At 74.0% G+C, this 23,305-nt stretch carries 22 protein-coding genes; 11 read left to right on the top strand and 11 right to left on the bottom strand.

The features are described 5' to 3' along the window. The first annotated feature begins 71 nt into the window (after positions 1-71). The 9 genes from ABZ493_RS02905 (at position 72) to ABZ493_RS02865 (ending at position 11,245) form a co-directional block, all read left to right on the top strand. On the top strand, positions 72-1,145 hold the full coding sequence (locus ABZ493_RS02905; protein WP_430580675.1) for a PhoH family protein: 1,074 nt from the start codon (positions 72-74) through the stop codon (positions 1,143-1,145). A 37-nt stretch (positions 1,146-1,182) separates the two neighbouring features. Continuing rightward, on the top strand, positions 1,183-1,635 hold the full coding sequence (gene ybeY / locus ABZ493_RS02900; protein ID WP_430580674.1) for an rRNA maturation RNase YbeY: 453 nt from the start codon (positions 1,183-1,185) through the stop codon (positions 1,633-1,635). A 28-nt stretch (positions 1,636-1,663) separates the two neighbouring features. Further along, on the top strand, positions 1,664-3,040 hold the full coding sequence (locus ABZ493_RS02895; protein WP_430580673.1) for a hemolysin family protein: 1,377 nt from the start codon (positions 1,664-1,666) through the stop codon (positions 3,038-3,040). Next, the gene (gene era, locus ABZ493_RS02890) at positions 3,037-4,026 is read left to right on the top strand and encodes a GTPase Era (RefSeq protein ID WP_430580672.1); all 990 of its coding nucleotides are present in this window, start codon (positions 3,037-3,039) and stop codon (positions 4,024-4,026) included. The genes ABZ493_RS02895 and era overlap by 4 nt, the downstream gene beginning before the upstream one ends. A 101-nt stretch (positions 4,027-4,127) precedes the next feature. Beyond that, a complete protein-coding gene (locus ABZ493_RS02885) occupies positions 4,128-5,693 on the top strand; it encodes a prolyl oligopeptidase family serine peptidase (RefSeq protein ID WP_430580671.1) in 1,566 nt (521 codons plus the stop codon). Between the two features lie 173 nt (positions 5,694-5,866). Then, positions 5,867-7,600, top strand: coding sequence for a hypothetical protein (locus ABZ493_RS02880; RefSeq protein ID WP_430580670.1), 1,734 nt, complete (start codon positions 5,867-5,869; stop codon positions 7,598-7,600). Between the two features lie 240 nt (positions 7,601-7,840). Next, a complete protein-coding gene (gene leuA, locus ABZ493_RS02875; RefSeq protein WP_430580669.1) occupies positions 7,841-9,613 on the top strand; it encodes a 2-isopropylmalate synthase in 1,773 nt (590 codons plus the stop codon). A gap of 89 nt (positions 9,614-9,702) precedes the next feature. Then, on the top strand, positions 9,703-10,434 hold the full coding sequence (recO, locus tag ABZ493_RS02870) for a DNA repair protein RecO (protein ID WP_430580668.1): 732 nt from the start codon (positions 9,703-9,705) through the stop codon (positions 10,432-10,434). Positions 10,435-10,450: 16 nt separating this feature from the next. Then, positions 10,451-11,245: an isoprenyl transferase gene (locus ABZ493_RS02865; protein ID WP_430580667.1), complete on the top strand. Its 795-nt coding sequence runs from the start codon at positions 10,451-10,453 to the stop codon at positions 11,243-11,245. Positions 11,246-11,322: 77 nt separating this feature from the next. On the opposite strand, the gene ABZ493_RS02860 is transcribed toward ABZ493_RS02865, so the two are convergent. The 9 genes from ABZ493_RS02860 to ABZ493_RS02820 form a co-directional block, all read right to left on the bottom strand. Further along, the gene (locus tag ABZ493_RS02860) at positions 11,323-12,381 is read right to left on the bottom strand and encodes an iron-siderophore ABC transporter substrate-binding protein (protein ID WP_430580666.1); all 1,059 of its coding nucleotides are present in this window, start codon (positions 12,379-12,381) and stop codon (positions 11,323-11,325) included. A 63-nt stretch (positions 12,382-12,444) separates the two neighbouring features. Continuing rightward, positions 12,445-13,335 (bottom strand): ABC transporter ATP-binding protein, encoded by an 891-nt coding sequence (locus ABZ493_RS02855; protein ID WP_430580665.1) that lies wholly within the window; start codon positions 13,333-13,335, stop codon positions 12,445-12,447. Continuing rightward, entirely contained in the window at positions 13,332-14,405 is a 1,074-nt protein-coding gene (locus ABZ493_RS02850; RefSeq protein WP_430580664.1) for an iron chelate uptake ABC transporter family permease subunit, read from the bottom strand. Before ABZ493_RS02850 ends, ABZ493_RS02855 begins: the two co-directional genes overlap by 4 nt. Position 14,406: 1 nt before the next feature. Then, positions 14,407-15,453: an iron chelate uptake ABC transporter family permease subunit gene (locus ABZ493_RS02845; protein WP_430580663.1), complete on the bottom strand. Its 1,047-nt coding sequence runs from the start codon at positions 15,451-15,453 to the stop codon at positions 14,407-14,409. After that, positions 15,450-16,016, bottom strand: a complete 567-nt coding sequence (locus ABZ493_RS02840) for a VTT domain-containing protein (RefSeq protein ID WP_430580662.1) — start codon at positions 16,014-16,016, stop codon at positions 15,450-15,452. Before ABZ493_RS02840 ends, ABZ493_RS02845 begins: the two co-directional genes overlap by 4 nt. A gap of 33 nt (positions 16,017-16,049) precedes the next feature. Beyond that, entirely contained in the window at positions 16,050-16,442 is a 393-nt protein-coding gene (locus ABZ493_RS02835) for a Fur family transcriptional regulator (protein WP_430580725.1), read from the bottom strand. A 41-nt stretch (positions 16,443-16,483) separates the two neighbouring features. Beyond that, entirely contained in the window at positions 16,484-17,425 is a 942-nt protein-coding gene (locus ABZ493_RS02830; RefSeq protein ID WP_430580661.1) for a metal ABC transporter permease, read from the bottom strand. Next, the gene (locus ABZ493_RS02825; RefSeq protein ID WP_430580660.1) at positions 17,422-18,288 is read right to left on the bottom strand and encodes an ATP-binding cassette domain-containing protein; all 867 of its coding nucleotides are present in this window, start codon (positions 18,286-18,288) and stop codon (positions 17,422-17,424) included. Before ABZ493_RS02825 ends, ABZ493_RS02830 begins: the two co-directional genes overlap by 4 nt. After that, positions 18,285-19,268 (bottom strand): zinc ABC transporter substrate-binding protein, encoded by a 984-nt coding sequence (locus ABZ493_RS02820; RefSeq protein ID WP_430580659.1) that lies wholly within the window; start codon positions 19,266-19,268, stop codon positions 18,285-18,287. The genes ABZ493_RS02825 and ABZ493_RS02820 overlap by 4 nt, the downstream gene beginning before the upstream one ends. Before the next feature lie 146 nt (positions 19,269-19,414). Here ABZ493_RS02820 and ABZ493_RS02815 point away from each other — a divergent pair, with 146 nt between their 5' ends. Next, complete coding sequence (locus ABZ493_RS02815) at positions 19,415-20,368, top strand: alpha/beta hydrolase (protein WP_430580658.1); 954 nt, start codon at positions 19,415-19,417, stop codon at positions 20,366-20,368. A gap of 158 nt (positions 20,369-20,526) precedes the next feature. Then, entirely contained in the window at positions 20,527-21,918 is a 1,392-nt protein-coding gene (locus tag ABZ493_RS02810) for a glycine--tRNA ligase (RefSeq protein WP_430580657.1), read from the top strand. An 82-nt stretch (positions 21,919-22,000) separates the two neighbouring features. On the opposite strand, the gene ABZ493_RS02805 is transcribed toward ABZ493_RS02810, so the two are convergent. Beyond that, positions 22,001-22,150: a hypothetical protein gene (locus tag ABZ493_RS02805; protein WP_429764160.1), complete on the bottom strand. Its 150-nt coding sequence runs from the start codon at positions 22,148-22,150 to the stop codon at positions 22,001-22,003. A 105-nt stretch (positions 22,151-22,255) separates the two neighbouring features. Further along, positions 22,256-23,206, bottom strand: coding sequence for a LysR family transcriptional regulator (locus ABZ493_RS02800; protein ID WP_430580656.1), 951 nt, complete (start codon positions 23,204-23,206; stop codon positions 22,256-22,258). Between the last annotated feature and the right edge of the window lie 99 nt (positions 23,207-23,305).

Genomic DNA, 23,305 nt, shown 5'->3' with positions numbered 1-23,305 from the left:
GAGTCCTCAGCCCGTTCCTCGCACGCCCCTCGCACCGTCTTCCGAAGGAGGGCCCCGGCGGCAGCCGGCCCATGACATCGACACCCCACACCGCACCCGGCTCGCACGCCGAACGGTCCACCGAGCACCGCATCGTGGTGCCGCCGCACGTGCCGATGGTGGCACTGCTGGGCAGCAGGGACTCCGTGCTGCGGGCCGTGGAGGACGGCTTCCCCGGCGTCGACGTGCACGCGCGCGGCAATGAGATCGTCGTCAGCGGCCCGGCGGGCGACGTCGCCCTCGTCTCCCGCCTCCTCGACGAGCTGGTCGAGGTGGTCGAGTCGGGCACCCCGCTGACGCCCGAGGTGGTGGCGCGGTCGGTGCAGATGCTCACCGCCGCCTCCGTGCAGCGTCCCGCCGAGGTGCTGACCTTCAACATCCTGTCCAACCGCGGCCGCACGATCCGGCCGAAGACGGTGGGGCAGAAGCACTACGTCGAGGCGATCGACGCGAACACCATCACGTTCGGCATCGGCCCGGCGGGCACCGGCAAGACCTACCTCGCGATGGCCAAGGCCGTGCAGGCGCTGCAGGCCAAGCGGGTCAACCGCATCGTGCTCACGCGTCCGGCCGTGGAGGCGGGGGAGAAGCTCGGCTACCTGCCCGGGTCGCTGAGCGACAAGATCGACCCGTACCTGCGGCCGCTGTACGACGCGCTGCACGACATGATGGACCCCGACGCGATCCCGCGGCTCCTCGACGCCGGGACGATCGAGGTGGCACCCCTCGCCTATATGCGCGGCCGGAGCCTCAACTCGGCCTTCATCATCCTCGACGAGGCGCAGAACACGTCCGCCGAGCAGATGAAGATGTTCCTCACGCGCCTGGGGTTCGGCTCGACGATGGTCATCACGGGCGACGCCACGCAGGTGGACCTGCCCGGCGGGACGACGTCGGGCCTGCGCGTGGTCGAGGACATCCTCACGGGCGTCGACGACGTCGAGTTCTGCCGGCTGACCTCGGCGGACGTCGTGCGGCACCGGCTGGTGAGCGACATCATCGACGCGTATGCGCGCTGGGACGTCGCCACGGCGCGCCCGGGCCAGGGCAGGCAGGGACAGGGACGACAGGGCCGCGGCCCGCAGGAGCGAGGGGCGCGCAGGTGAGCATCGAGGTGGCGGCTAGTGGACGGGGCGAGCGCCCATGAGCATCGAAGTGGCCAACGAGTCCGGGGTCGAGGTCGACGAGGCGGAGTTCGCCGCGCTCGGCCGGTTCGTGCTGGACAGCCTGCACGTGCACCCGCGCAGCGAGCTGTCGATCATGTTCGTCGACACGACCGTGATGACCGAGCTGCACGTGCAGTGGATGGACGAGCCGGGCCCCACCGACGTGCTCTCCTTCCCGATGGACGAGCTGCGGCCGGGGCGCGAGGGCGAGGAGACGCCCCCGGGCACCCTCGGCGACGTCGTGCTCTGCCCGGAGGTGGCGGCCCAGCAGGCGAAGGTCGCGGGGCACTCCACGGCCGAGGAGCTGCTGCTGCTCACCACGCACGGCATCCTGCACCTGCTCGGCTACGACCACGCCGAGCCGGAGGAGGAGAAGGAGATGTTCGCGCTGCAGCGCCGCCTCCTGCTCACCTTCCTCGCCGGCCGGTGAGCGCGACGACGGACCGGACGGTGGCCTGATGGACGGACCGGAGCTGCTGCTGGCGCTCGTGGCGCTGGTCGCCCTGGCCCTGGCGGGAATGCTGTCCGCCGGCGAGGCCGCGGTGCTGCGGATCACGCGTACCTCGGTCGCGGACGCCGTGATCGAGGCGGAGACGTCGGAGGACCTCACGGCCACGGCCCGCCGCACCCGGCTGACCCGGCTGCGCGCGGTGCAGGGCCTCGTCGTCGACCCGCCCGCGGCGGTCGCGGCGTTCGCGCTGGTGCGGGTGTTCGCCGAGACCGTCGCGCTCGCGGCGGCGACGCTGATGATCGCGGACTGGTTCGACACCTGGTGGCAGGTGCTGCTCGTCGCGGGCGTCGTCGGCCTCGCGGCGGGGGTCGTCTTCGTGCGGCTCAGCCCGCGCGCGCTCGGCCTGCGCCGGCCGCTGCCCGTGCTCCTCGCGCTCGCCGGGCCCCTGTCCGCCGTGCACCGCGCCGCGGCCTGGCTCACGGTCCGCACCTCGGAGCGCGCCGCGGGGCGCGCCCCTGAGCGCGACGGCGAGCACGACCCCGGCGAGGACGCGCTGCGCGAGGTCGCCGAGCGGGTCCGCGACAACGAGGCGATCGAGGACGCCGAGCGCGAGCTCATCCGGTCGGTCGTCGAGCTGGGCGGCACGCTGACCCGCGAGGTCATGGTGCCGCGCACGGACATGGTGACGGTCGCCGCGACGACGCCGCTGCGCAAGGCCATGCGCCTCTTCCTGCGCTCGGGGTACTCGCGGGTCCCCGTGGTGGGCGAGGAGGTGGACGACCTCGTGGGTGTGGCGTACCTCAAGGACGTCGCCCGGGTGCTGGAGAACGAGGCGTCGGCCGCCGAGCGGCCCGTCGTCGAGGTGGCCCGGGACGCCGTGTTCGTGCCCGAGTCCAAGCCCGCCGACGAGCTGTTGCGCGAGATGCAGGCCTCGCGCTCCCACATCGCCGTCGTCGTCGACGAGTACGGCGGCATCGCCGGCCTCGTCACCGTCGAGGACGTCATCGAGGAGCTCGTCGGCGAGCTCACGGACGAGCACGACACCGCGCCGGAGCTCGAGCCGGAGGACCTGGGTGACGGCACCTTCCTCGTCTCCGCGCGGATGCCCGTCGACGAGCTCGGCGAGCTCTTCGACCTGCGGCTCGACGACGACGACGTGGACACCGCCGGCGGCCTGCTGGCCAAGGCCCTCGGCAAGGTGCCGCTCGCGGGCGCGACGGCCGACGTCGGCGGGCTGCACCTCGTGGCCGACCGGGTCGAGGGCCGCCGCAAGCAGCTCGCCAGCCTCCGGGTGTCCCGCCCGACCACCTCCCCGCACGACGACGACCCAGCAGCGGGTGGCGAGCACGCCACGCCGCCAGACCAGAAGGAAGCACACGCATGACCACCGAGCGCCACCATCCCTCCGCCGTCGGCCCGCACGACGAGGGCGACGCCCACCGTTCCGGCTTCGCCTGCCTCGTGGGGCGGCCCAACGTCGGCAAGTCGACGCTGACCAACGCGCTGGTGGGGGAGAAGGTCGCGATCATGTCCGCGCGCCCTCAGACCACACGGCACACGATCCGCGGCATCGTCCACCGGGACGACGCGCAGCTGGTGCTCGTCGACACGCCCGGGCTGCACCGCCCGCGCACCCTGCTCGGCGAGCGCCTCAACGCGCTGGTGCAGGACACCCTCGGCGAGGTCGACGTCATCGCGTTCTGCCTGCCCGCCGACCAGAAGATCGGCCCCGGCGACCGGTACATCGCCTCCCAGCTCGCCCCGCTCATGGAGGGCCGGCGCGCGGTGCCGGTCGTCGCCGTCGTCACGAAGTCGGACCTGGTCGACCGCGGCCGGCTGATGGAGCACCTCCTGGCCGTCGACGAGCTCGCCCGCTCCGTCGACCGCGACTGGTCCGCCATCGTGCCCGTGTCGGCGCGCGACGGCTACCAGGTGGACGAGCTCACCGACGTCCTGGTCGCGCACCTGCCCGCCGGGCCGGAGCTCTACCCCGGCGGCGAGCTCACGGACGAGCCCGAGCAGGTCATGGTCGCCGAGCTGGTGCGGGAGGCCGCGCTGGAGGGGGTCCGCGACGAGCTGCCGCACTCGCTCGCCGTCGTCGTCGAGGAGATCCTCGAGCGCGAGGGCACCGGCGACCCCGACCGGGGGAAGCCGCCGCTGCTCGACGTGCGCGTCAACCTGTTCGTGGAGCGCGAGAGCCAGAAGGCGATCATCATCGGCAAGGGCGGGTCGCGGCTGCGCGAGGTGGGCACCCACGCCCGCCAGGGCATCGAGAGGCTGCTCGGCACGCGCGTGTACCTCGACCTGCACGTCAAGGTGGCCAAGGACTGGCAGCGCGACCCCAAGCAGCTGCAGCGCCTCGGCTTCTGACGATCCGCTCCGGTCGTCCGCCGCGACCTCGGGGGACGTCCCCCGAGGTCGCGGGGGAAAACCTGGCGGTCGCGGCGGAGGGCGCCGAGTAGCATCGCTGCGTGGTGTTCCGGACTATTGCGACGACGGCGGCGATCCTGGTGGGCCTGGCACTGACCGGGGCGGTGGCCGGGCCGCAGTGGGACCCGGTGCCCGTGACCGACCACCTCGTCCCGGCCACCGACGACACCGCGATCGGCGGTGTCGTCCCCGGCACCGACATCGGCGAGGTCGGCGAGTTCGAGGTCCGGGAGACGCCCGTGACCGTCCCGCTCGAGGGCACCGTCGTCGGCGGCCTGCTCCGGCAGCCGCTCGGCGACGACGGCGAGCCGCTGGCCGACCGGCCCGGCGTCGTCTACGTGCACGGCGCGGGCACGGGCAAGGCCTCCGAGGCGTTCACCGAGTCGGCCACCGCGCTCGCCAGCGCCGGCGTCGTCACCCTCGTGCCGGACAAGCGCCTTGACACCTACACGACGCGCGACCGGGACTACGTGGCGATGGCCGCCGACTACCAGCACTCGGTCGACCTGCTGCGCACGGTCGACGGCGTCGACCCGGAGCAGGTCGGTGTCTACGGGGAGTCGGAGGGCACCTGGATCGTGCCCGTCATGCAGGCGCAGGACCCGACGATCGCCTACACGGTGCTCGTGTCCGCGCCGGTGGTGCCGCCCCGCCAGCAGGCCGCGTTCGCGGTGGACAGCTACCTGCGCAACACCGGCGTGCCCCAGCAGGTGTTCCGCGCCATCCCGCGCGCGGTCGGCATGCAGCTGCCCGGCGGCGGCTTCGAGTACGCGGACTTCGACGTGCGCCCGTGGCTCGAGCAGCAGACCGCCCCCGTCCTCGTCGTCTACGGCACCGCCGACCCGTCCATGCCGATCGAGCAGGGCGCCCGCCAGGTCATCGCGGACACGGCCGTGAACGGCGACGACGCCCCGGTGACCGTGCGCTACTACGCCGGGGCCAACCACGGCATCCACGTGCCGGTGGACGGCGGGATGCACCTGCACCCGGACTTCGCGCGCGACGTCGCCACCTGGATCCAGGGGATGCCCGGCACGGCCGACGCGGCCCCGCGGATCGCCGGCGACACCCCCAACCAGCTCTACGTCGCCTCGGCCGTCCCGCAGCCGCGGTGGTGGGGCAACGGGGACATCGTCGTGGGCGGGGTCGTCGCGGGCGCCGCGCTGCTCGTCGTCGGGCCGCTCGTGTGGGGCGTGCACGCCCTGGTGCGACGCGTCGTGCTGCGCCGGTCGTCGTCTGCCGCGCCGCGCCTCGCCCGCGGGCTGCGGTCCTCGCTGCTGGGGCTCGGCCTCGGGTCGCTGGCGACGATGGTCGCGCTCGTGGTCTACCTCCTGGCCGTCGCGCGCCTGGCCCTCGACTACCAGCGGGACGACCTCGTCGTGCAGGGTGGCTGGATCGTCGTGCGGCTCCTCGGGGTCGCGACGGCCGTCGCCGCCGCGCTGGTCATCCGGCGGGTGGCCGACGCCCGGACCGAGCGGCGGGCGGGGGCCGACGTGGCCGTGGCCCGCGGCTGGCCCGCCGTGCTCACGTTCTGGTGCACCCTCGCAGGGTCGCTCGCGCTCCTGGTGACGCTCGCGTACTGGGGCGTGTACCAGCTCGGCATCTGACCCGGCACCACGGGCCGGCGCGGGCGGTCGCGTGAACGCGCTGTGCGGGTGCGGCGACGGTGTGACCGACCCGTCCGCGCGGGAGACGACGCGACGGCCCGGCGTCGGGTAGAAACGGGGGCGGGGGCACGATCGCCCGGCCCCCTTCGGATCCCAGCCCTGGAGACGCACGCATGACCGATCCCGACACCCTCGACGCCCCCGAGCAGGAGCGCTCGCCGTTCGGCGGGGTGGCGGTCCGTGAGCTCGTGCGCGACGTGGTGGCCGCGTTCGCACTGCTCGTCGCGCTCCCGCTGCCGTGGGACCACGCCCACCGCGGCAGCGACCGGCTCGAGATCGTGCTCGCGACCGTCCTCGCGCTGCTCGCCATCGCGGCCCCGTACCTCCGACGCGGCGGCGTGGGCCCGTCCTCGTGGGACGTCCTGACGTCGCGCCGCACGGTGGCGCTCGCCTGCATCCCGTACGCGGTCGTGGCCGTGGTCTACCTGGTGCTCGACGCGCTGGCCCCGGCGGACGCCGCGGGAGGCGTCGGCGCCGGGCTCGCGGTCGGGCTCGCGGGCGCGGCGCTCGCGGCCGCGCCCCGGTGGGCGCACGCGCCCGCCGTCGTGGCCGGCGTCGTCGCGCTCGGCACCCTCGCCACCCCGGTCGCAGCCCTCGTCCAGGGTGCGCCGTGGGCCGTGTGGGTCGTCGGGCTCCTCAACGCCCTCGTGGTGCTGGGCGTGCTCTGGTTCACCGCCGGCACCTACCTGCGGTCGGGCGACCTCGCTTCCGGGTACGTGCTGCTGGCCCTGGGCGGCGCCGTCGCGCTCGAGCTCGTGCTCTTCGCCGGCGGCAACGTGGACCCGTGGTTCGAGAGCGTGCACGGGCAGCGCCTCGGGCTCCTGCTCCTGCCGGTCGTCGCGGCGGTCACGGCGCGGCGCGTCGTGGACGACGCCGCAGCAACCGTGGGGGAGCCCGACGACGTCCGTGCGGCGCGCTGGGTCGCCGTCGCTCTGCGGGCGCTGACCATCGTCGCCCTGGTCGCGGCGTTCGTCGCCCTCGTGGCGCTGGTGCTCGTCGTGGCGGACGGCGTGCGCGTGGGCCGCGTGCTGCGGCTCGTCGTCGGCGTCCTGATGGTCGGCGTCGCGATCGCCGCGCGGCGGTCCCTCGCGCGCGACCCGCGCGCCGGGCACGCCGCCGCCGTGGGCGCCGCGTGCGTGATCGTGGTGCTCGGCCTGGTGATCGTCGTCGCACGCGCCGGCCTCGGCACGCAGTCCAACGTGGAGGAGCTGCTGGTCGCGTTCGGCCTGCCGGCCGTCGCCCTCGCCGCGCTGCTCGTCCCGCCGTCGGTCCGCGCGCTCGTCGCGTCGGCACCCGAGACGCCCGAGACGCCCGAGACGGCCGAGGCGGCCCCGTCCGGGCCGTCGGAGGACGCGCCGTCGGTCGGTGCGTCCGACGCCGTGCCCGAGACGCCGGCCCAGACCCAGGCCGAGGCCGCGACGGCGGGCCGCGCCGAAGCCGCCGCGCCGTCGTCCAGCACCGGGGCGTACCCGGTCGCTGCTGCGGCGGAGCCTGCGGGCAGGGCGCCCCAGGCCGCCCCGGTCGCGACCCGCCCGGAGGTCCGGCCGCTCGACGCCACCCAGCAGATCGCGCCCGTGCGCGCCACTCAGGCGCCGGACTCCACGCAGGTGCTGCCGCCGGTGCAGGCGGCACCCGCACAGACGGCACCCGTGCAGGCGCCGGGCTGGTCCGTGGCCCAGGCGATGGACCCGTCGACGCCGCTCGCCGACCTCGCCCGCATCTCGGCGGAGGCCCCGCACCTGCGCTCGTACGTGGCCGCGAACCCGTCGACCTACCCGGCGCTCCTGGACTGGCTCGGCGCCCTCGGTGACCCCGCCGTCGACGCCGCGCTGCGCTCCCGGCGGTAGGTCAATACGCTGCGGCAAGGCGGGCGTCCGGTCGGATCCTGGACGCCCCAGGCGACGCCCTGACGAAGGTGTACGGTGGCAGCGTGCAGCGCACGGTGAGCCTTCTCCTTCGGTGCCGCGGCGGGGCCCTCTAAGGCCGGACCCCCGTCGCGGAGGTTGTGGCGCGCCGGCCGACTGGTCATGACCGACGACCCCACCCGGGACGGCGGTCACCGAGCCCCCACCGAAGGACGCGACACCATGCAGAACCATCACCCCCAGGGCATCGCCGGCGCGAACCCCCAGCGCCCCTCCGGGATGCCGTACACGCGCTACCTCCCGTTCCACGAGCAGATCGTCGTCGACCTGCCGGACCGGACCTGGCCCGACAAGCGCATCACGAAGGCCCCCCGCTGGTGCGCCGTCGACCTGCGCGACGGCAACCAGGCGCTGATCGAGCCGATGGACGCCGAGCGCAAGCTGCGCATGTTCGACCTGCTCGTCCAGATGGGCTACAAGGAGATCGAGGTCGGCTTCCCGTCCGCGTCGCAGACGGACTTCGACTTCGTGCGCCAGCTCATCGACACCGGCCGCATCCCCGACGACGTGGTCATCCAGGTGCTCACCCAGTGCCGCGACCACCTCATCGAGCGCACCTACGACGCGATCCGCGGCGCCAAGCAGGCGATCGTGCACATCTACAACTCGACGTCGATCCTGCAGCGCGAGGTCGTCTTCCGCAGCGACATGGACGGCATCGTCGACATCGCCCTGCAGGGCGCGCGCCTGTGCCGCAAGCTCGAGGAGACCATCCCCGAGACGACGGTCTACTACGAGTACTCGCCCGAGTCGTACACCGGCACGGAGCTCGAGTTCGCCGCCCGCATCTGCAACGAGGTGCTGGAGGTGCTGGAGCCCACGGCCGAGCGGCCCGTGATCATCAACCTGCCGGCGACGGTCGAGATGGCCACCCCGAACGTCTACGCCGACTCGATCGAGTGGATGAACCGGAACCTGGCCTTCCGCGAGCACGTCGTGCTGTCGCTGCACCCGCACAACGACCGCGGCACCGCCGTCGCGGCCGCGGAGCTGGGCTACCAGGCCGGCGCCGACCGCATCGAGGGTTGCCTGTTCGGCAACGGCGAGCGCACGGGCAACGTCGACCTGGTGACGCTCGGCATGAACCTGTTCGGCCAGGGCGTGGATCCGCAGATCGACTTCTCCGACATGGACGGCATCCGCCGCACCGTGGAGCACTGCAACCAGATCCCGGTGCACGAGCGGCACCCGTACGTGGGCGACCTGGTCTTCACCGCGTTCTCCGGCTCGCACCAGGACGCGATCAAGAAGGGCTTCGAGCACATGGGCGCCCGCGCGGAGGCCGAGGGCAAGCCGGTCGACGAGCTCACCTGGGGCGTCCCGTACCTGCCGATCGACCCGAAGGACGTGGGTCGGTCGTACGAGGCCGTCATCCGCGTCAACTCGCAGTCCGGCAAGGGCGGCATCGCGTACCTGCTGTCCACCGAGCACTCGCTGGACCTGCCGCGCCGCCTGCAGATCGAGTTCTCGGGCGTGGTGCAGCACTACACGGACGCCGAGGGCAGCGAGGTCACCGGTTCCGACATCTGGCGGATGTTCAGCGACGAGTACCTGCCCGTCGAGGAGCACGACGCCCGCGGTCTGGAGCCCTGGGGGCGCCTGCGCCTGCGGGAGACGCGGTCGACGTCGGCCGAGGGCGGCGCGACCGCGCTCGCCGTCGACGTCCTCGACCAGGGCGTGGAGCACACGCTGGAGGGCTCCGGCAACGGACCGCTGGCCGCGTTCGTCGACGCGATCTCGAAGGTCGGCGTCGACGTGCGGGTGCTGGACTACGCCGAGCACGCCCTGTCCGAGGGCGGCGACGCCACCGCCGCGGCCTACGTCGAGTGCCAGGTGGGCGACGACGTCCTGTGGGGCGTCGGCATCGACCCGTCCATCACGACGGCGTCCCTCAAGGCGATCGTCTCCGCCGTGAACCGGGCCGCCCGCGCCTGACCCGTCCCGCGAGCTGTCAGGACCAGCGCCGTGTATACGTGGCGCTGGTCCTGACAGCTTTGGTGGGTGGGGGCTGAGAGAATGGGCCCGTGCCCCTGTACCGAGACGACGCGATCGTGCTGCGCACCCACAAGCTGGGCGAGGCCGACCGGATCGTCACGTTCCTGACCCGTGAGCACGGCAAGGTGCGCGGCGTGGGGCGCGGGGTCCGGCGCACGTCGTCGCGCTTCGGGGCCCGGCTGGAGCCGTTCATGGTCGTCGACGTGCAGCTGCACACCGGGCGCAACCTCGACACCGTGACGCAGGTCGAGACGATCGGGCCGTACGCCCGCGCGATCTGCGAGGACTACGCGCTGTACACGTCGGGCGCGGCGATGCTCGAGGCCGCCGACCGCCTGGTCGCGGCGGAGCACGAGCCCGCGGTGCAGCAGTACTGGCTGCTCGCCGGGGCGCTCCGGGCGCTGGCCGAGCGGGCGCACGCGCCGGGGCTGGTGCTCGACTCGTACCTGCTGCGCGGCCTCGCCGTCGCCGGCTGGGCGCCGTCGTTCACCGACTGCGCCCGCTGCGGCGAGCCCGGGCCGCACCACGCGTTCTCCGTGGGCCAGGGCGGGGCCGTGTGCTCGCGCTGCCGGCCGCCCGGATCGACCGCCCCCGCGCCGGAGACGTTCGCGCTGCTGGGCGCCCTGCTCGGGGGTGACTGGGAGACGGCGGACGCCGCGGAGCCGCGGCACCGCACCGAGGCCTCCGGGATCGTCGCCGCCTACTCCCAGTACTACCTGGAGCGCACGCTGCGTTCGCTGCGCATGATCGAGCGCGCATGATCGAGAGAGAGGCCTGATGCCCCGTTCGTCCGGCGAGTACGCCGAGCCCTACCCGCACCCCACGGGGGCGACGCCGCCGAACATCCCGGCGCAGTTCGTGCCGAACCACGTGGCGATCGTCATGGACGGCAACGGCCGGTGGGCCAACGCCCGCGGGCTGCCGCGCGTGGAGGGGCACAAGCAGGGTGAGAAGTCCCTGCTCGACGTCGTCGCCGGCGCCGTGCAGATCGGCGTGAAGCACGTCTCGGCGTACGCGTTCAGCACGGAGAACTGGAAGCGGTCGCCGGACGAGGTCAAGTTCCTCATGAACTTCAACCGCGACGTCATCCGCCGGCGTCGCGACGAGATGTCGTCGTGGGGCGTGCGCATCCGCTGGGCGGGGCGTCGGCCGAAGCTGTGGGGGTCGGTGATCAAGGAGCTGCAGGTCGCCGAGGAGATGACCAAGGAGAACGACCGCTGCACGTTGACGATGTGCGTCAACTACGGCGGGCGGGCCGAGATCGCCGACGCCGCGGCGGCGATCGCCCGCGAGGCCGCCGCCGGGAGGCTCAACCCGGCGCGCGTCTCCGAGAAGACGATCCAGAAGTACCTCGACGAGCCCGACCTGCCGGACGTCGACCTGTTCCTGCGTTCGTCGGGGGAGCAGCGCACCTCGAACTTCATGATCTGGCAGGCCGCGTACGCGGAGATGGTCTTCCTGCCGGAGCCGTGGCCCGACGTCGACCGGCGGCACCTCTGGCGCGCGGTGGAGGAGTTCGCCCGCCGCGACCGTCGCTACGGCGGCGCCGTCGACACCCCCGACGCCGACTGATCTCAGCACGAACCCCCGCCCGGTCGCTGGACCGGACGGGGGTTCGTGGCGGTGACGAGGGATGACGTGGTGGCGGGTCAGTCGCCGAGCACCTCGGCCATGGAGTCGACGAGGGCGGGGAGGCCGTCCTCCCAGTACACCGACAGGGCGGTGGGCGGCGACACGGCCGACACCTCCGCGGTCCCGACGACCTTCACGACCTTCCCGGCCTTGACCGCGGGGATCGCCTGGAGGTCCTTGTTGTCGTCGAAGGCCTGGGCGGCCTCCTCGCTTTCCGAGTAGGAGATGACGAAGTCCGAGTCGAGCTTGTCGAGCTCCTCGTACGACAGGTCGTAGTAGAAGCTGCCGTTCGACGTGTCGAGCTCCGTGACCGAGGGCGCGTTCTTCACGCCGAGGCCCTCGAGGAACACGGTCCGCGGGTCGTTCGGCGTGTACACGGAGACGATGCCCTTGGTCGGGTCGTCGTAGATCGCCGCGAACGTCTTGCCGTTGAACTCGGGGTGATCGGCGGCCTTCTCGGCGACGAAGTCGTCGATGTCACCGAGGATCTGGTCGCCCGCGTCGGTGCGGCCGAGCGCCTGGGCCGTGAGCGTGATCGTGTCCTGCCACGTCGTGGTCCACGGGGCGTCGGGGTAGGCGACGACGGGGGCGATGTCGCTCAGCACGTCGTACTGCTCCTGGGTGAGCCCGGAGTAGGGCGCCACGATGAGGTCGGGCTCCGCCTCGACGAACTCCTCGTAGGGCACCGACGCGCCGCCCTCGGGGTCGGACAGGATGGCGGGCTTGTCCACGCCCTCCTCGTCGTAGGCGTCCTCGACCCACGGCAGCAGCGCGTCCTCGCCGACGGTGTAGATCTGCTCGGCGACCGCGACGGGGTAGACGCCCGCCGCGATGGCGGCCTCCGTCGAGCCCCAGCCCCAGGTGGCGACGCGCTGCGGCGCCTTCTCGACCACCGTCTCGCCGAGCGCGTGCTCGATCGTGATCGGGAACTCGTCGGTGGGCTCGGACCGGACGTTGCCCGAGGCGGCGGCCGACTGGTCGCTCTCCGGGGCGTCGTCGGACGCGCAGCCGGCGAGGGTCAGGGCGGCCGTCGCCGCGAGGGCGGCGGCAGCGGTGAGAGGTCGGCGAAGACGCACGGGTTCTCCTCGGTGTGCTCGCGCCGGCGGCGCGAGGGGAACGGTAGGTGAGGCGAGCCTAACCTATCTCGGGGTGTCGTCGTGCGTCCGTCCGAGGGGGACGACGAGTGGCGTTCCCGACACCGGGTCGGGCACGACCTGCGCCCGCAGGCCGAACGCCGCACGCACCGACGCGGCGGTGAGGACGTCGCCCGGGCGGCCCTCGGCCACGACCTGCCCGCCGCTCATCACCACCAGGTGGTCGGCGTACCGGGCGGCGAGGTTGAGCTCGTGCAGCACCATGACGACGGTGGTGCCGCGGGTGCGGTTCAGCTCGGTCAGCAGGTCGAGCAGGTCGACCTGGTGGGCGAGGTCGAGGTAGGTGGTGGGCTCGTCGAGCAGCACGACGTCGGTCTCCTGCGCCAGCACCATCGCGATCCACACCCGCTGGCGCTGGCCCCCCGACAGCTCGGCGACGGGCCGGTCGGCGAGGTCGGCGACCCCGGTGGCCTCGAGGGCGCGCAGCACCGCGCCGTCGTCGGTCGAGCTGTGCCGGCCGAACCACCCCTGGTGCGGGTACCGGCCGCGGCTCACGAGCTCGGCGACGCGGACGCCGTCGGGCGCGATCGACGACTGCGGCAGGACGCCGACCCGCTTCGCCAGCTCCTTGCGCGACAGGCTGCCCACGTCCTCGCCGCCCAGCGTCACACGGCCGCCGTCGAGCGGGTGCAGCCGGGCCAGGCCGCGCAGGAGCGTCGACTTGCCGCAGGCGTTCGGGCCGACGATCGCCGTCACGCGGCCGGCGGGGAGCTCCAGGTCGAGACCGTCGATCACGCGACGCCCGTCGTAGCCGAGGCTCACGCCGTGGGCGCGCAGCGTGATGTCCGGCGCCGCCTTCTCCGTCGCGCCCTGGGACGGGCCGGGCGTCGCGTCGGGACGCGCGGGCGGCGCGGGGTGCCGGTGCACGTCGGTCATGCGAGCCTCTTCCTTCGGTCGGTGGCCAGGAGCCACAGCAGGTAGGGGGCGCCGATGAGGCCGGTCACGATGCCGGTGGGCGCCTCGAGTCCGAACAGCAGGTGCTGGCCCACGACGTCCGCCGCGAGCACGAGGACCGCGCCGGTGAGCACCGAGACCCCGAGCGCGGCCCCGCCGTCGGACAGCAGGCGGCGCGCGATCGCGGGGGCCACCAGCGCGACGAACGCGAGCGGGCCGACGAACGACGTCGCGACCCCCACGAGCCCGACGGCCAGCAGCAGCGAGACGACCCGCGCGGCGTCGACGGGGACGCCGAGGGCGCGCGCGTTGTCGTCGCCGAGCGCGAGCGGCCCCTGCCACCGCGAGACGACCGCGATCCCGGCGCCGAGCACCAGCGCGGAGGCGGCGAACGTCACGAGGTCCGCGCCGCGCACGTCGGCCACGCTCCCGACCGTCCACACGAGCGCGGACTGGGCGGCGCGGATCTCGACGCTCGCCAGCAGCCAGGCGAGCAGCGACGAGCACAGGTAGGCGAAGCCGACGCCGACCAGGACGAACCGGATCGAGTGCAGGCCCTGGCGCCAGGCGAACAGCCAGATCGCCAGCGCGACGAGGAGCGCGCCCACGAACGCCGCCCCGGACACGGCCAGGCCGGTGAGGCCGAGCACGAGCATCGCGGTGACCGCGCCGAGGCTGGCGCCGCTGGCGATGCCGAGGATGTCGGGGCTGGCCAGCGGGTTGCGCAGCGTGGTCTGGAACATCGCGCCCGCGAGCCCGAAGGACGCGCCCGCGAGGACCGCCGTCTCGATGCGGGGCAGCCGCAGTCGCTGCACGACGAACAGGTCGCCGTCCGACCCGACGCCGAACAGCGCCGCCAGGGCGCGGCCGGGGGCGAGCGACGCCTCGCCGAGCGTGAGGGCGAGGGTCGCGAACGCCACGAGCAGGACGACGAGCGACGCGACCACGAGGGTGAGGCGCCGCCGACGACGGCGGCGCAGGGCGACGACGGGGTCGTCGAGCCCGTCGGGGGCGTCCCGGTCCGCGGCGCGGGCGGCGAGGTCGGTTGTCATGTCACACCCCCGCCACGGTCCGGCCGCGGGCCACGGCCACGAGCACGGGCGCGCCGATCGCGGCGGCGACGACGCCGGCCTCGAGCTCGGAGTGCGGCAGCACCAGCCGCCCGATGACGTCGGCGCCCAGCAGCATGACGGGGCCGAGGACGGCGGTCAGCGGCACGATCCAGCGGTAGTCGGTGCCGACCAGGCGGCGGGCGGCGTGCGGCACCGCGAGCCCGACGAGGGCGATCGGGCCGGCGAGCGCCGTCGCCGTGCCGGCGAGCAGGATGACGGCGACCGCCGTGAGGCCCCGGGTCACCCCCACGCGCTGACCGAGCGCGGAGGCGACGTCGTCCCCGAGCGCGAGCATGGAGAGCCGGTGCGCGAGCGCCCCCGCGAGCACGATGCCGACGACGACGAAGGGCCACAGCACCGACAGGGTCTCGGTGCCGCGCCCGGTGAGGGAGCCCACGGCCCAGAAGCGGTACATGTTGAAGGCCTCGGGGTCGCGCAGCAGCACCAGGGTGATCAGGGGCGTGATGAGCGCGGTGACGGTCGCGCCGACGAGCGCGAGCTTGACCGGCTGTCCGGCGCCGATGGAGAAGACCAGCAGCGCGGCGGCCGCGGTGCCCGCGAACGCGAACCAGACGAACCCGAGCGGGGAGGCCACGCCGAGCATCGACACGGCGATCACGACGGCGAGCGACGCCCCCGAGTTGAGGCCCAGCAGGCCCGGGTCGGCGATGGGGTTGCGCGTGACGCCCTGGACGAGGGTGCCCGCGATGCCGAGCGCCGCGCCGGCGGCGAGCCCGATCAGCGTGCGCGGCACGCGCTGGTCCCGCACGACGTCGTGGTCGACGTTCCCCGCGACCGGGTGGGTGAGCGCCTGCCACACGGTCGCGACGTCGATGTCGCGCACGCCCAGCGCGAGGCTCGCCAGCACGACGAGGGCGAGCACCACGACGGCGGCCACGATCATCAGGAGCCGGCCGCGGGACCGGCGGGCGACGAGAGCCGACGCGGGCCGGGCGGCGGGGGCGACGGCGGCGGTCGCGGCGCTCACGACGCGTCCTCGGTCGCGGGGGCGATGGTCGGGTCGGTGGCGCGGTCCGCGGGCGAACGGCGGGTCAGCCGGTAGACCACCCAGGAGACCAGGGCCACCGCGCCGAGGCCGACCGCGACGAGCGTGACGGGGTGGCGCAGGCCCACCGCGATCGCCGCGTTGACGGCGGCGGAGCCGATCGTCGTCCAGATGCCGGCCCACACGGCGCAGCCGGCGAGCAGCGCCGCGAGGTAGCGCCCGAAGGGCATGCGCAGGTAGCCCGCGGCGAGGTTGACGAGGGTCTGCACCCCGACCGTGAAGAACGACAGCGTCACCGCGGGCGGGCCCCAGCGGTTCACGCGATCGATGACCGCCGCCGCGCCCGGGCGGGCCAGCGCGTCGGCGACCCGGCCGCGGGAGGTGCCGCGGGCCACGCCGCGCCCGGCCCAGTAGGTGGCCTGCGCGCGCACGAGCACGATCCCGAACGCCGCCACGTAGACGACCCAGAACGGCACGCCGGCGATCGTGAAGACGCCGGTGGGCTCCTCGGCGGTCGCGGCGAGCGCGGGAGTGGTCAGGTGCACGGGAACATTGTGCCCGACTGAGGTATGCCTGCCCTAATTCGCCCGGTCGTCCGTCGCCCGGCACGCGGCGCAGGTGCCCCACAGCTCCACGGTGTGCTCGATGTCGGCGAAGCCGTGCGCGGCGCCGACCGAGGCCGACCACTGCTCGACCGTCGGCCCGTCGATCTCGACCGCGCGCCCGCACGCCCGGCAGACCAGGTGATGGTGGTGCTCGCGCCGGGCGCAGCGGCGGTACAGGCTCTCGCCGTCCTCGCTGCGCAGGACGTCGACGTCGCCGCCGTCGGCCAGGGTCTGCAGCGTCCGGTACACGGTGGCGAGGCCGACGGCGTCGCCACGGGAGCGCAGCAGCTCGTGCAGCTGCTGGGCGCTGCGGAACTCGTCGGTGTCGCCGAGGGCGTCCGCCACGGCCGCCCGTTGCCGCGTCATCCGCGGCGGTGCGGCCGTGCGGGCGGCGGGGGTGGTGTCGTTCACGGCGTGCACTCCTCCTGAGGTGCGGCCCGACCGGTGACGGCCGGGGAGACGGCGACGTCGTCCGGGATGTCGGGATGCGGGTCGACGGGGGCCTGGCGCCGGGCGAGCAGCGGGTGCAGCGCCGCGACCACGGCGTAGACGCCGATCGCGAGCACCACGATGAGCGCCCCGGGCGAGACGTTGTGCCAGTAGGTGATGGACAGTCCGGTGACGCAGACGACGACCCCGACGACCGAGGCGACCAGCATGGTGCGCCGGAACGACCGGGTGACGAGCTGGCCGATCGCGACCGGCACGATCATGAGCGCCGAGACGAGGAGCAGGCCGACCACCCGCATCGCGACCGTCACGGTGAGCGCGGCGAGCACGGCCACCGCCATGTTCAGGGCCCACACGGGCAGCCCCGACGACATGGCGAACTCCTCGTCGTGGCTCACCGAGAACAGGGCCGCGCGCAGCCCGAGCCCGATGAGCAGGATGAGGCCGCACAGCGCCACGGTGACCCAGACGTCGGACAGCGTGACCGACGAGATGGAGCCGAACAGGTACGCCATGAGGCTGCCGGACGAGCCGCCGGCCAGGCCGATGAGCAGCACGCCGCCGGCGATGCCGCCGTAGAACAGGATGGCGAGCGCGAGGTCGCCCGACGTGCGGCCGCGGCGGCGCACGACCTCGATGAGGACCGAGCCCGCGACGGCGGCGACCACCGCGCCAGGGACCGCGAGGACGTCGTCGGGCACCAGGCCCATCGCCGCGCCGACGAGCCAGCCGAGCGCGACCCCGGTGAGCGCGACGTGCCCGATGCCGTCGCCCAGCAGGGCGAGGCGCTTCTGCACCAGGTAGGTGCCGACGACGGGCGCACTGACGCCGACCAGCAGGGCCGCGACGAGCGCCCGCTGCATGAACGGGTCGGTGACCATCTCCCACAGGCCGCTCATCGCGCCACCTCCTCGTCGCTGTCGTCGGGTCGCTCGAAGGGCCCCTCCGCGAGGCGGACGTTCTCGGGGCGCTGCACGGCGCGGGGGTGCGCGTGCGGGTGCACGTGCTCGTGGGCCTCGCCACCGTGGCCGGGCTGCGGCGTCGGCGGGGCGCCGTCGTGCACGACGCGGCCGTGCCGCAGCACGACGCAGCGCTGCACCAGCGGGGCGAGCTCGCCGAGCTCGTGCAGCACGACCAGCACGGTCATGCCCTCGGACACGAGGCGCGTCATCGTGGCGGCGAACGCCTCCTGGCTGGGGCGGTCGACGCCCGCGACGGGCTCGTCGAGCACGAGCAGCTCGGGCCGGCGGACCAGGGCGCGCGCGATGAGCACGCGCTGCTGCTGGCCGCCGGAGAGCTGGTGGGTGGCGTAGCGGGCGCGGTCGGCGAGGCCGACGAGGTCGAGCGCCTCGCGGACCTGGGCGCGCCAGCCGCGCGGCAGGCGCAGGCGGCGGCCGTGCAGCAGGCCGGAGGCGACGACCTCGGCGGCCGTGGACGGGACGCCGGCCGCGGCGCTGACGCGCTGCGGCACGTAGCCGACGCGGCCCCACGGGACGTCGTTGCCGAGCGGGTGGCCCAGGAGGCGCACGCTGCCGGCCGTGGCGGGCAGGACGCCGACGAGGGTGCGCACCAGCGTGGACTTGCCGGAGCCGTTGGCGCCCAGCAGCGCGACGACCTCCCCGCGCCGGACCGTGAGGTCCACCCCGCGCAGCACGGGGCTGGCGCCGAGGCGCACGTGGACGTCGTGGGCCTCGATGGCGGGGACGGCGTCGTCGCGGGGCGCGGTCGCGCCGCTCGGGGAGTCGGTGGCGAGCGTGGTCATGAGCACTGGAGCCCTTCGGAGAGCGCGGCCAGGTTGTCCTGCATGACCGAGACGTAGTCGTCCCCGGCCTCGGCCGCGTCCTTCGACAGGCCCTCGAGCGGGTCGAGGACGGCGGTCGTGACACCGATGTCGTTCGCGAGGGTCTCGGCCACCTTGGGGCTGGTCAGCGTCTCGGTGAAGATCGTGCTGACGTCGTTCTCCTCGACGATGGCACCGACCTCGCGCAGCCGCGCGGGGGAGGGCTCTGCCTCCGGGTCGAGGCCGACGATGCCCACCTGCTGCAGGTCGTAGCGCTCCGCGAGGTAGCCGAAGGCCTCGTGCGACGTGACGAGCGTGCGCGACGCGCACTCCTCGAGCCCGGCGGAGTACTCCCCGTCCAGCTCGTTCAGCGACTTCTCCAGGGCCTTGGCGTTGTCGGCGTAGGTGGCGGCGTGCTCCGGGTCGGCCTCGCCGAGCGAGGCCGCGACGGCGTGGCCGACGTCGACCAGCCGCGTCGGGTCCAACCAGAAGTGGGGGTCCGCCGCGCCCTCGGCATGGTCGTGCCCGTCGTCCTCGGCGTGCTCGTCCAGCTCCTCCTCGAGGTGGTCCGCCGCGGCGTCCTCGTCGGTGGGCGTGCCGGGGTGGTCCTCGAGCGTCACGACGTCGCTGGTGTCGACGACGTGCTCCGGCGACTGCGTCTCGACGGCCTCGTCGACGGCGGTCTGGAAGCCGGAGGAGTACACGACGAGGTCGGCCGTGCCGATCTCCCGGACCTGGGCGGGGGAGAGCTCCAGGTCGTGCGGCTCGGCGGCCGGCGGCGTGAGGTTGGAGACGGTGACGAGGTCGCCGCCCACCTGCTCGGCCACGTACTGGAGCGGGTAGAACGAGGCCAGCACCTCGAGCGTGCCGTCGGCGGCGCCGTCGTCGGTGGAGCAGCCCGCGAGCACGGCGGGCAGGGCGAGGGCGGGCAGGGCGGCGAGGGCCGCGCGTCGGCGAAGCATGAGAACGATTCTCAGATAGTTGAGAACGGTTGTCAACACAGCCGCGTGCGCCGTCCGCGACCCGATCTCACCCTCGGCGGAGCGTCACCGACCGCCGCGCCGGACGTCCCATCACCGGAGGGCGCGGCGTGGGAAGGAGGGCCGCCATGGCGCTCCAGTGGCGGGTGCGCCTGCTCGGGGCGGCGATCATCCGGGCGGTGCCCCCCTACGCCCGGATGTCGGACGCCACGCGGCGGAGGCTGAACTCCCGGTCCGGACCGCGCTGGGTCGGCGAGGTCCTCAGCGGCCGCCCCGACCCCGGGGCGAGCGTGGCCGAGGTCGTGATCCCGGGGCCGGCGGGCGGGATCCCCGCACTGACCTACCGGCCCGTGGGGGTCGACGGGAGCCTCCCGCTGCTCGTCGTGCTGCACGGCGGCGGGTTCGTGTTCGGGCACCGGTCCATGACGGCCTGGCTGTCCAGCCACCTCGCGACGCGCGTCGGCGCGGTCGCCGTCGCGCCCGGGTACCGCCTGGCCCCGGAGTTCCCCTTCCCGACCCCGGGCGAGGACTGCTATGCCGTCGCGGCCTGGGCGGCGGAGCACGCGGCCGACCTCGGCGCCGACGCGGGCCGGCTCGCCGTCGTGGGGGAGAGTGCCGGCGCGACCCTCGCCGCGGTGGTGACGCTCCTGGCACGCGAGAGGGGCGGCCCGGACGTCTGCGCCCAGGCCCTGGCGCAGGGCGCCTTCGACCTGCGCCCCGGGGCGCCGATGATGATCCCGCAGGCGGCCTGGCCCTTCGGGCGTGCCGCCGACGCCCCGGACACGGTCGCTGCGTACCTGGGTACGGATGGCGATCCGCAGGACCCGCTCGTGTCGCCGCAGCTCGCCGACCACGCGGGGCTGCCCCCGGCGTTCGTGCTCACCGCCGACCACGACTACCTGCGCGAGGACGGGGAGCGCTACGCCGTGGCGCTGCGCGCGGCGGGCGTGCCCGTGGAGCACCTGCACCTCGTCGACAGCCCGCACGGGGTCTTGTCGTTCCCGGGCTGGTGCGCGGCCGCCGTGCCGGCGCTCGACCGTATGGCGGCGTTCCTGCGGCGCGAGCTCGCGGTGCTCCCGTAGTCGGGAGGTGAGGCCAGGGGCCGGTGGGCGGCCCCGGTAGGCTGGGGGCCACCGCAGCCGGTCGACGTCGGCCTCCGACATGCCGACGTGCAGCCGCTGCGGCGTTCCCCGCACCGGCCCCACGAGCCACGTGGCGGCCCGACACCCAGGAGTGATCCGTGGCAGCACCGTCCCCGACCGCCAAGCTCGACGCCGTCGTCTCCCTCGCCAAGCGGCGAGGTTTCGTGTTCCAGTCCGGCGAGATCTACGGCGGTACGCGCTCCGCGTGGGACTACGGGCCCCTCGGCGTGGAGCTGAAGGAGAACATCAAGCAGCAGTGGTGGCGCGCGATGACGCGCCGCGACGACGTCGTGGGCCTCGACTCCGCCGTCATCCTGCCCACGCCGGTGTGGCACGCGTCCGGCCACCTGGGCGCGTTCAACGACCCGCTGACCGAGTGCCTGTCGTGCCACAAGCGGTTCCGCGAGGACCACATGGTCGAGGAGTTCGAGGAGAAGAAGGGCCGCGCGCCCGAGGGTGGCCTCGCCGAGATCGCGTGCCCGAACTGCGGCACCCGCGGGCAGTGGACCGAGCCCCGCGACTTCAACATGATGCTCAAGACGTACCTCGGCCCGGTCGAGGACGAGTCCGGCGTGCACTACCTGCGCCCCGAGACCGCCCAGGGCATCTTCGTGAACTTCTCCAACGTGGCCGCGGCGTCGCGCAAGAAGCCGCCGTTCGGCATCGCGCAGATCGGCAAGTCGTTCCGCAACGAGATCACGCCGGGCAACTTCATCTTCCGCACGCGCGAGTTCGAGCAGATGGAGATGGAGTTCTTCGTCGCGCCGGGCACGGACGCCGAGTGGCACCAGTACTGGATCGACACGCGCATGTCCTGGTACACGGACCTCGGCATCGACCCGGAGAACCTGCGCCTGTACGAGCACCCGGCCGAGAAGCTCTCGCACTACTCCACCCGCACGGTGGACATCGAGTACCGCTTCGGCTTCACCGGCAGCGAGTGGGGCGAGCTCGAGGGCATCGCGAACCGCACCGACTTCGACCTCAAGACGCACTCGGAGCACTCGGGCAAGGACCTGTCGTTCTTCGACCAGGCGACGAACGAGCGCTGGCTGCCGTACGTCATCGAGCCGGCCGCGGGCCTCACCCGCTCGCTCATGGCGTTCCTCGTCGAGGCGTACGCCGAGGACGAGGCGCCGAACACCAAGGGCGGCGTCGACAAGCGCACGGTGCTGCGCCTGGACCCGCGCCTCGCGCCGGTCAAGGCCGCCGTCCTGCCGCTGAGCCGCAACGAGGCCCTGTCGCCCAAGGCGCGCGACCTCGCCGCCGAGCTGCGGCAGAACTGGAACGTCGACTTCGACGACGCCGGGGCCATCGGTCGCCGGTACCGCCGCCAGGACGAGATCGGCACGCCGTTCTGCGTCACGGTCGACTTCGACACCCTCGACGACGACGCCGTGACGATCCGCCACCGCGACACCATGGCGCAGGAGCGCGTGGCGCTCGCCAAGGTCACCGCGTACCTCGCGGAGCACCTCGCCGCGTTCTGACGGGCCGCAGGAACGTCCGAAGGGGCCCGGGGCCGCCGCAGCGGACCCGAGCCCCTTCGTGCGTCCCCCTGACGCTGCTCGCTCAGGTGCGGCTTCGCCGCACCAGCCCGAGCACGAGGCTCGCGACCAGGACGATGACGCCGAGCCAGATCAGGAACTGGCCGATGCTCGTCGCGACCCCGAGGATCACGAGGACGACGCCGACCAGAACGAGGATGAGCCATGCGGGCATGGGGACCTCCAGTCTCTTCGCGCCGCCCGTGCGGCGACGCGATCGCGACGATGCTGGCACGCATTCCCGATACACGCGCGTTGTCGGCTTCGCCCGTGATGCCCGTCACAAGCCGGTCGTGAACCGGCCCGTCCCGTGCACCACGGCCTCGATGGTGCGGGCCACCGCCTCGACCGCGGGACGGCGTGGCGCCGTCGACGGCTCGAGCAGCACGATCTCGCGCTCCACGAGGTCGAACAGGGTGGTCGTGCGCAGGTCGTGGGCGGGGCGCAGCGTGAGCATGATCGGCGTGGCGAGCGTCACGCCCAGCCCCTGCGCCACCAGGGCGAGCGTCGTGGAGGTGTCGTTCACCTCGTGCGCCGCGCGCGGCTCGAACCCGGCCGCACGGCAGGCGCCCCGCACCGCCGCGCCGTAGTGGGTCGGCAGCGGGGGCAGGATCCAGGCATGGTCTGCGAGGTCGGCGAGGTGGAGGCGGGCGGGCAGGTCGGACGTCGGCGTCGACACGAGCTCGAACCGCTCCGTCCGCAGCGGCCGCAGGGCGGTGCCGGGCAGGCGCGGGATGGGCGCGCCGGGGTAGTCCAGCCCGAGCCCCAGGTCGACGTCGCCGCGCCGCACCGCGCCCGCCACGTCGTCGACCGTGAGCTCGATCCCGACGAGGGTGATCCGCGGGTGCGACTGCGCGAGCCGCGCGACGAGCTGGGGCAGCAGGCTCGCCGCGACCGTCGCGAACGCCCCGACGCGGACGGTGCCCGACGCGTCACCGCTCGCCGCCCGGGCCGCGTCGACGGCGTCGCGCTGGGCGGCGAGGAGGGGCTCGGCCCGTTCCGCGAGCGCGAGACCCGCCTCGGTGAGCGCGACCCCGCGCCCGTGCGGCCGCACCACGTCGGTGCCGACCGCGCGGGCGAGCGCCGCGAGCTGGTGCGAGACGGCGCCGGTCGTGTAGCCCAGCGCCGCGGCGGCGGCGGTCATCGTGCGGTGGTCGGCGAGCGCGCGCAGCGCGCGCAGGCCTGACCACGGCAGGTCGCGTCCCGGCGGTTCGGCCGCACCGGTCTCCATGCGGCCACGCTACAACCGTGCAGCGACTCTGGACGGTTGAGACGACGAATCTTCGATGGTGCTGGACGCTCGGCGCGGTCGAGGATGGGTGCAGGCCCG

The sequence above is a fragment of the Isoptericola sp. NPDC019482 genome (genome assembly GCF_040632295.1).
GTDB lineage: Bacteria > Actinomycetota > Actinomycetes > Actinomycetales > Cellulomonadaceae > Isoptericola.
This window is presented reverse-complemented; position numbering and strand designations above follow the sequence as displayed.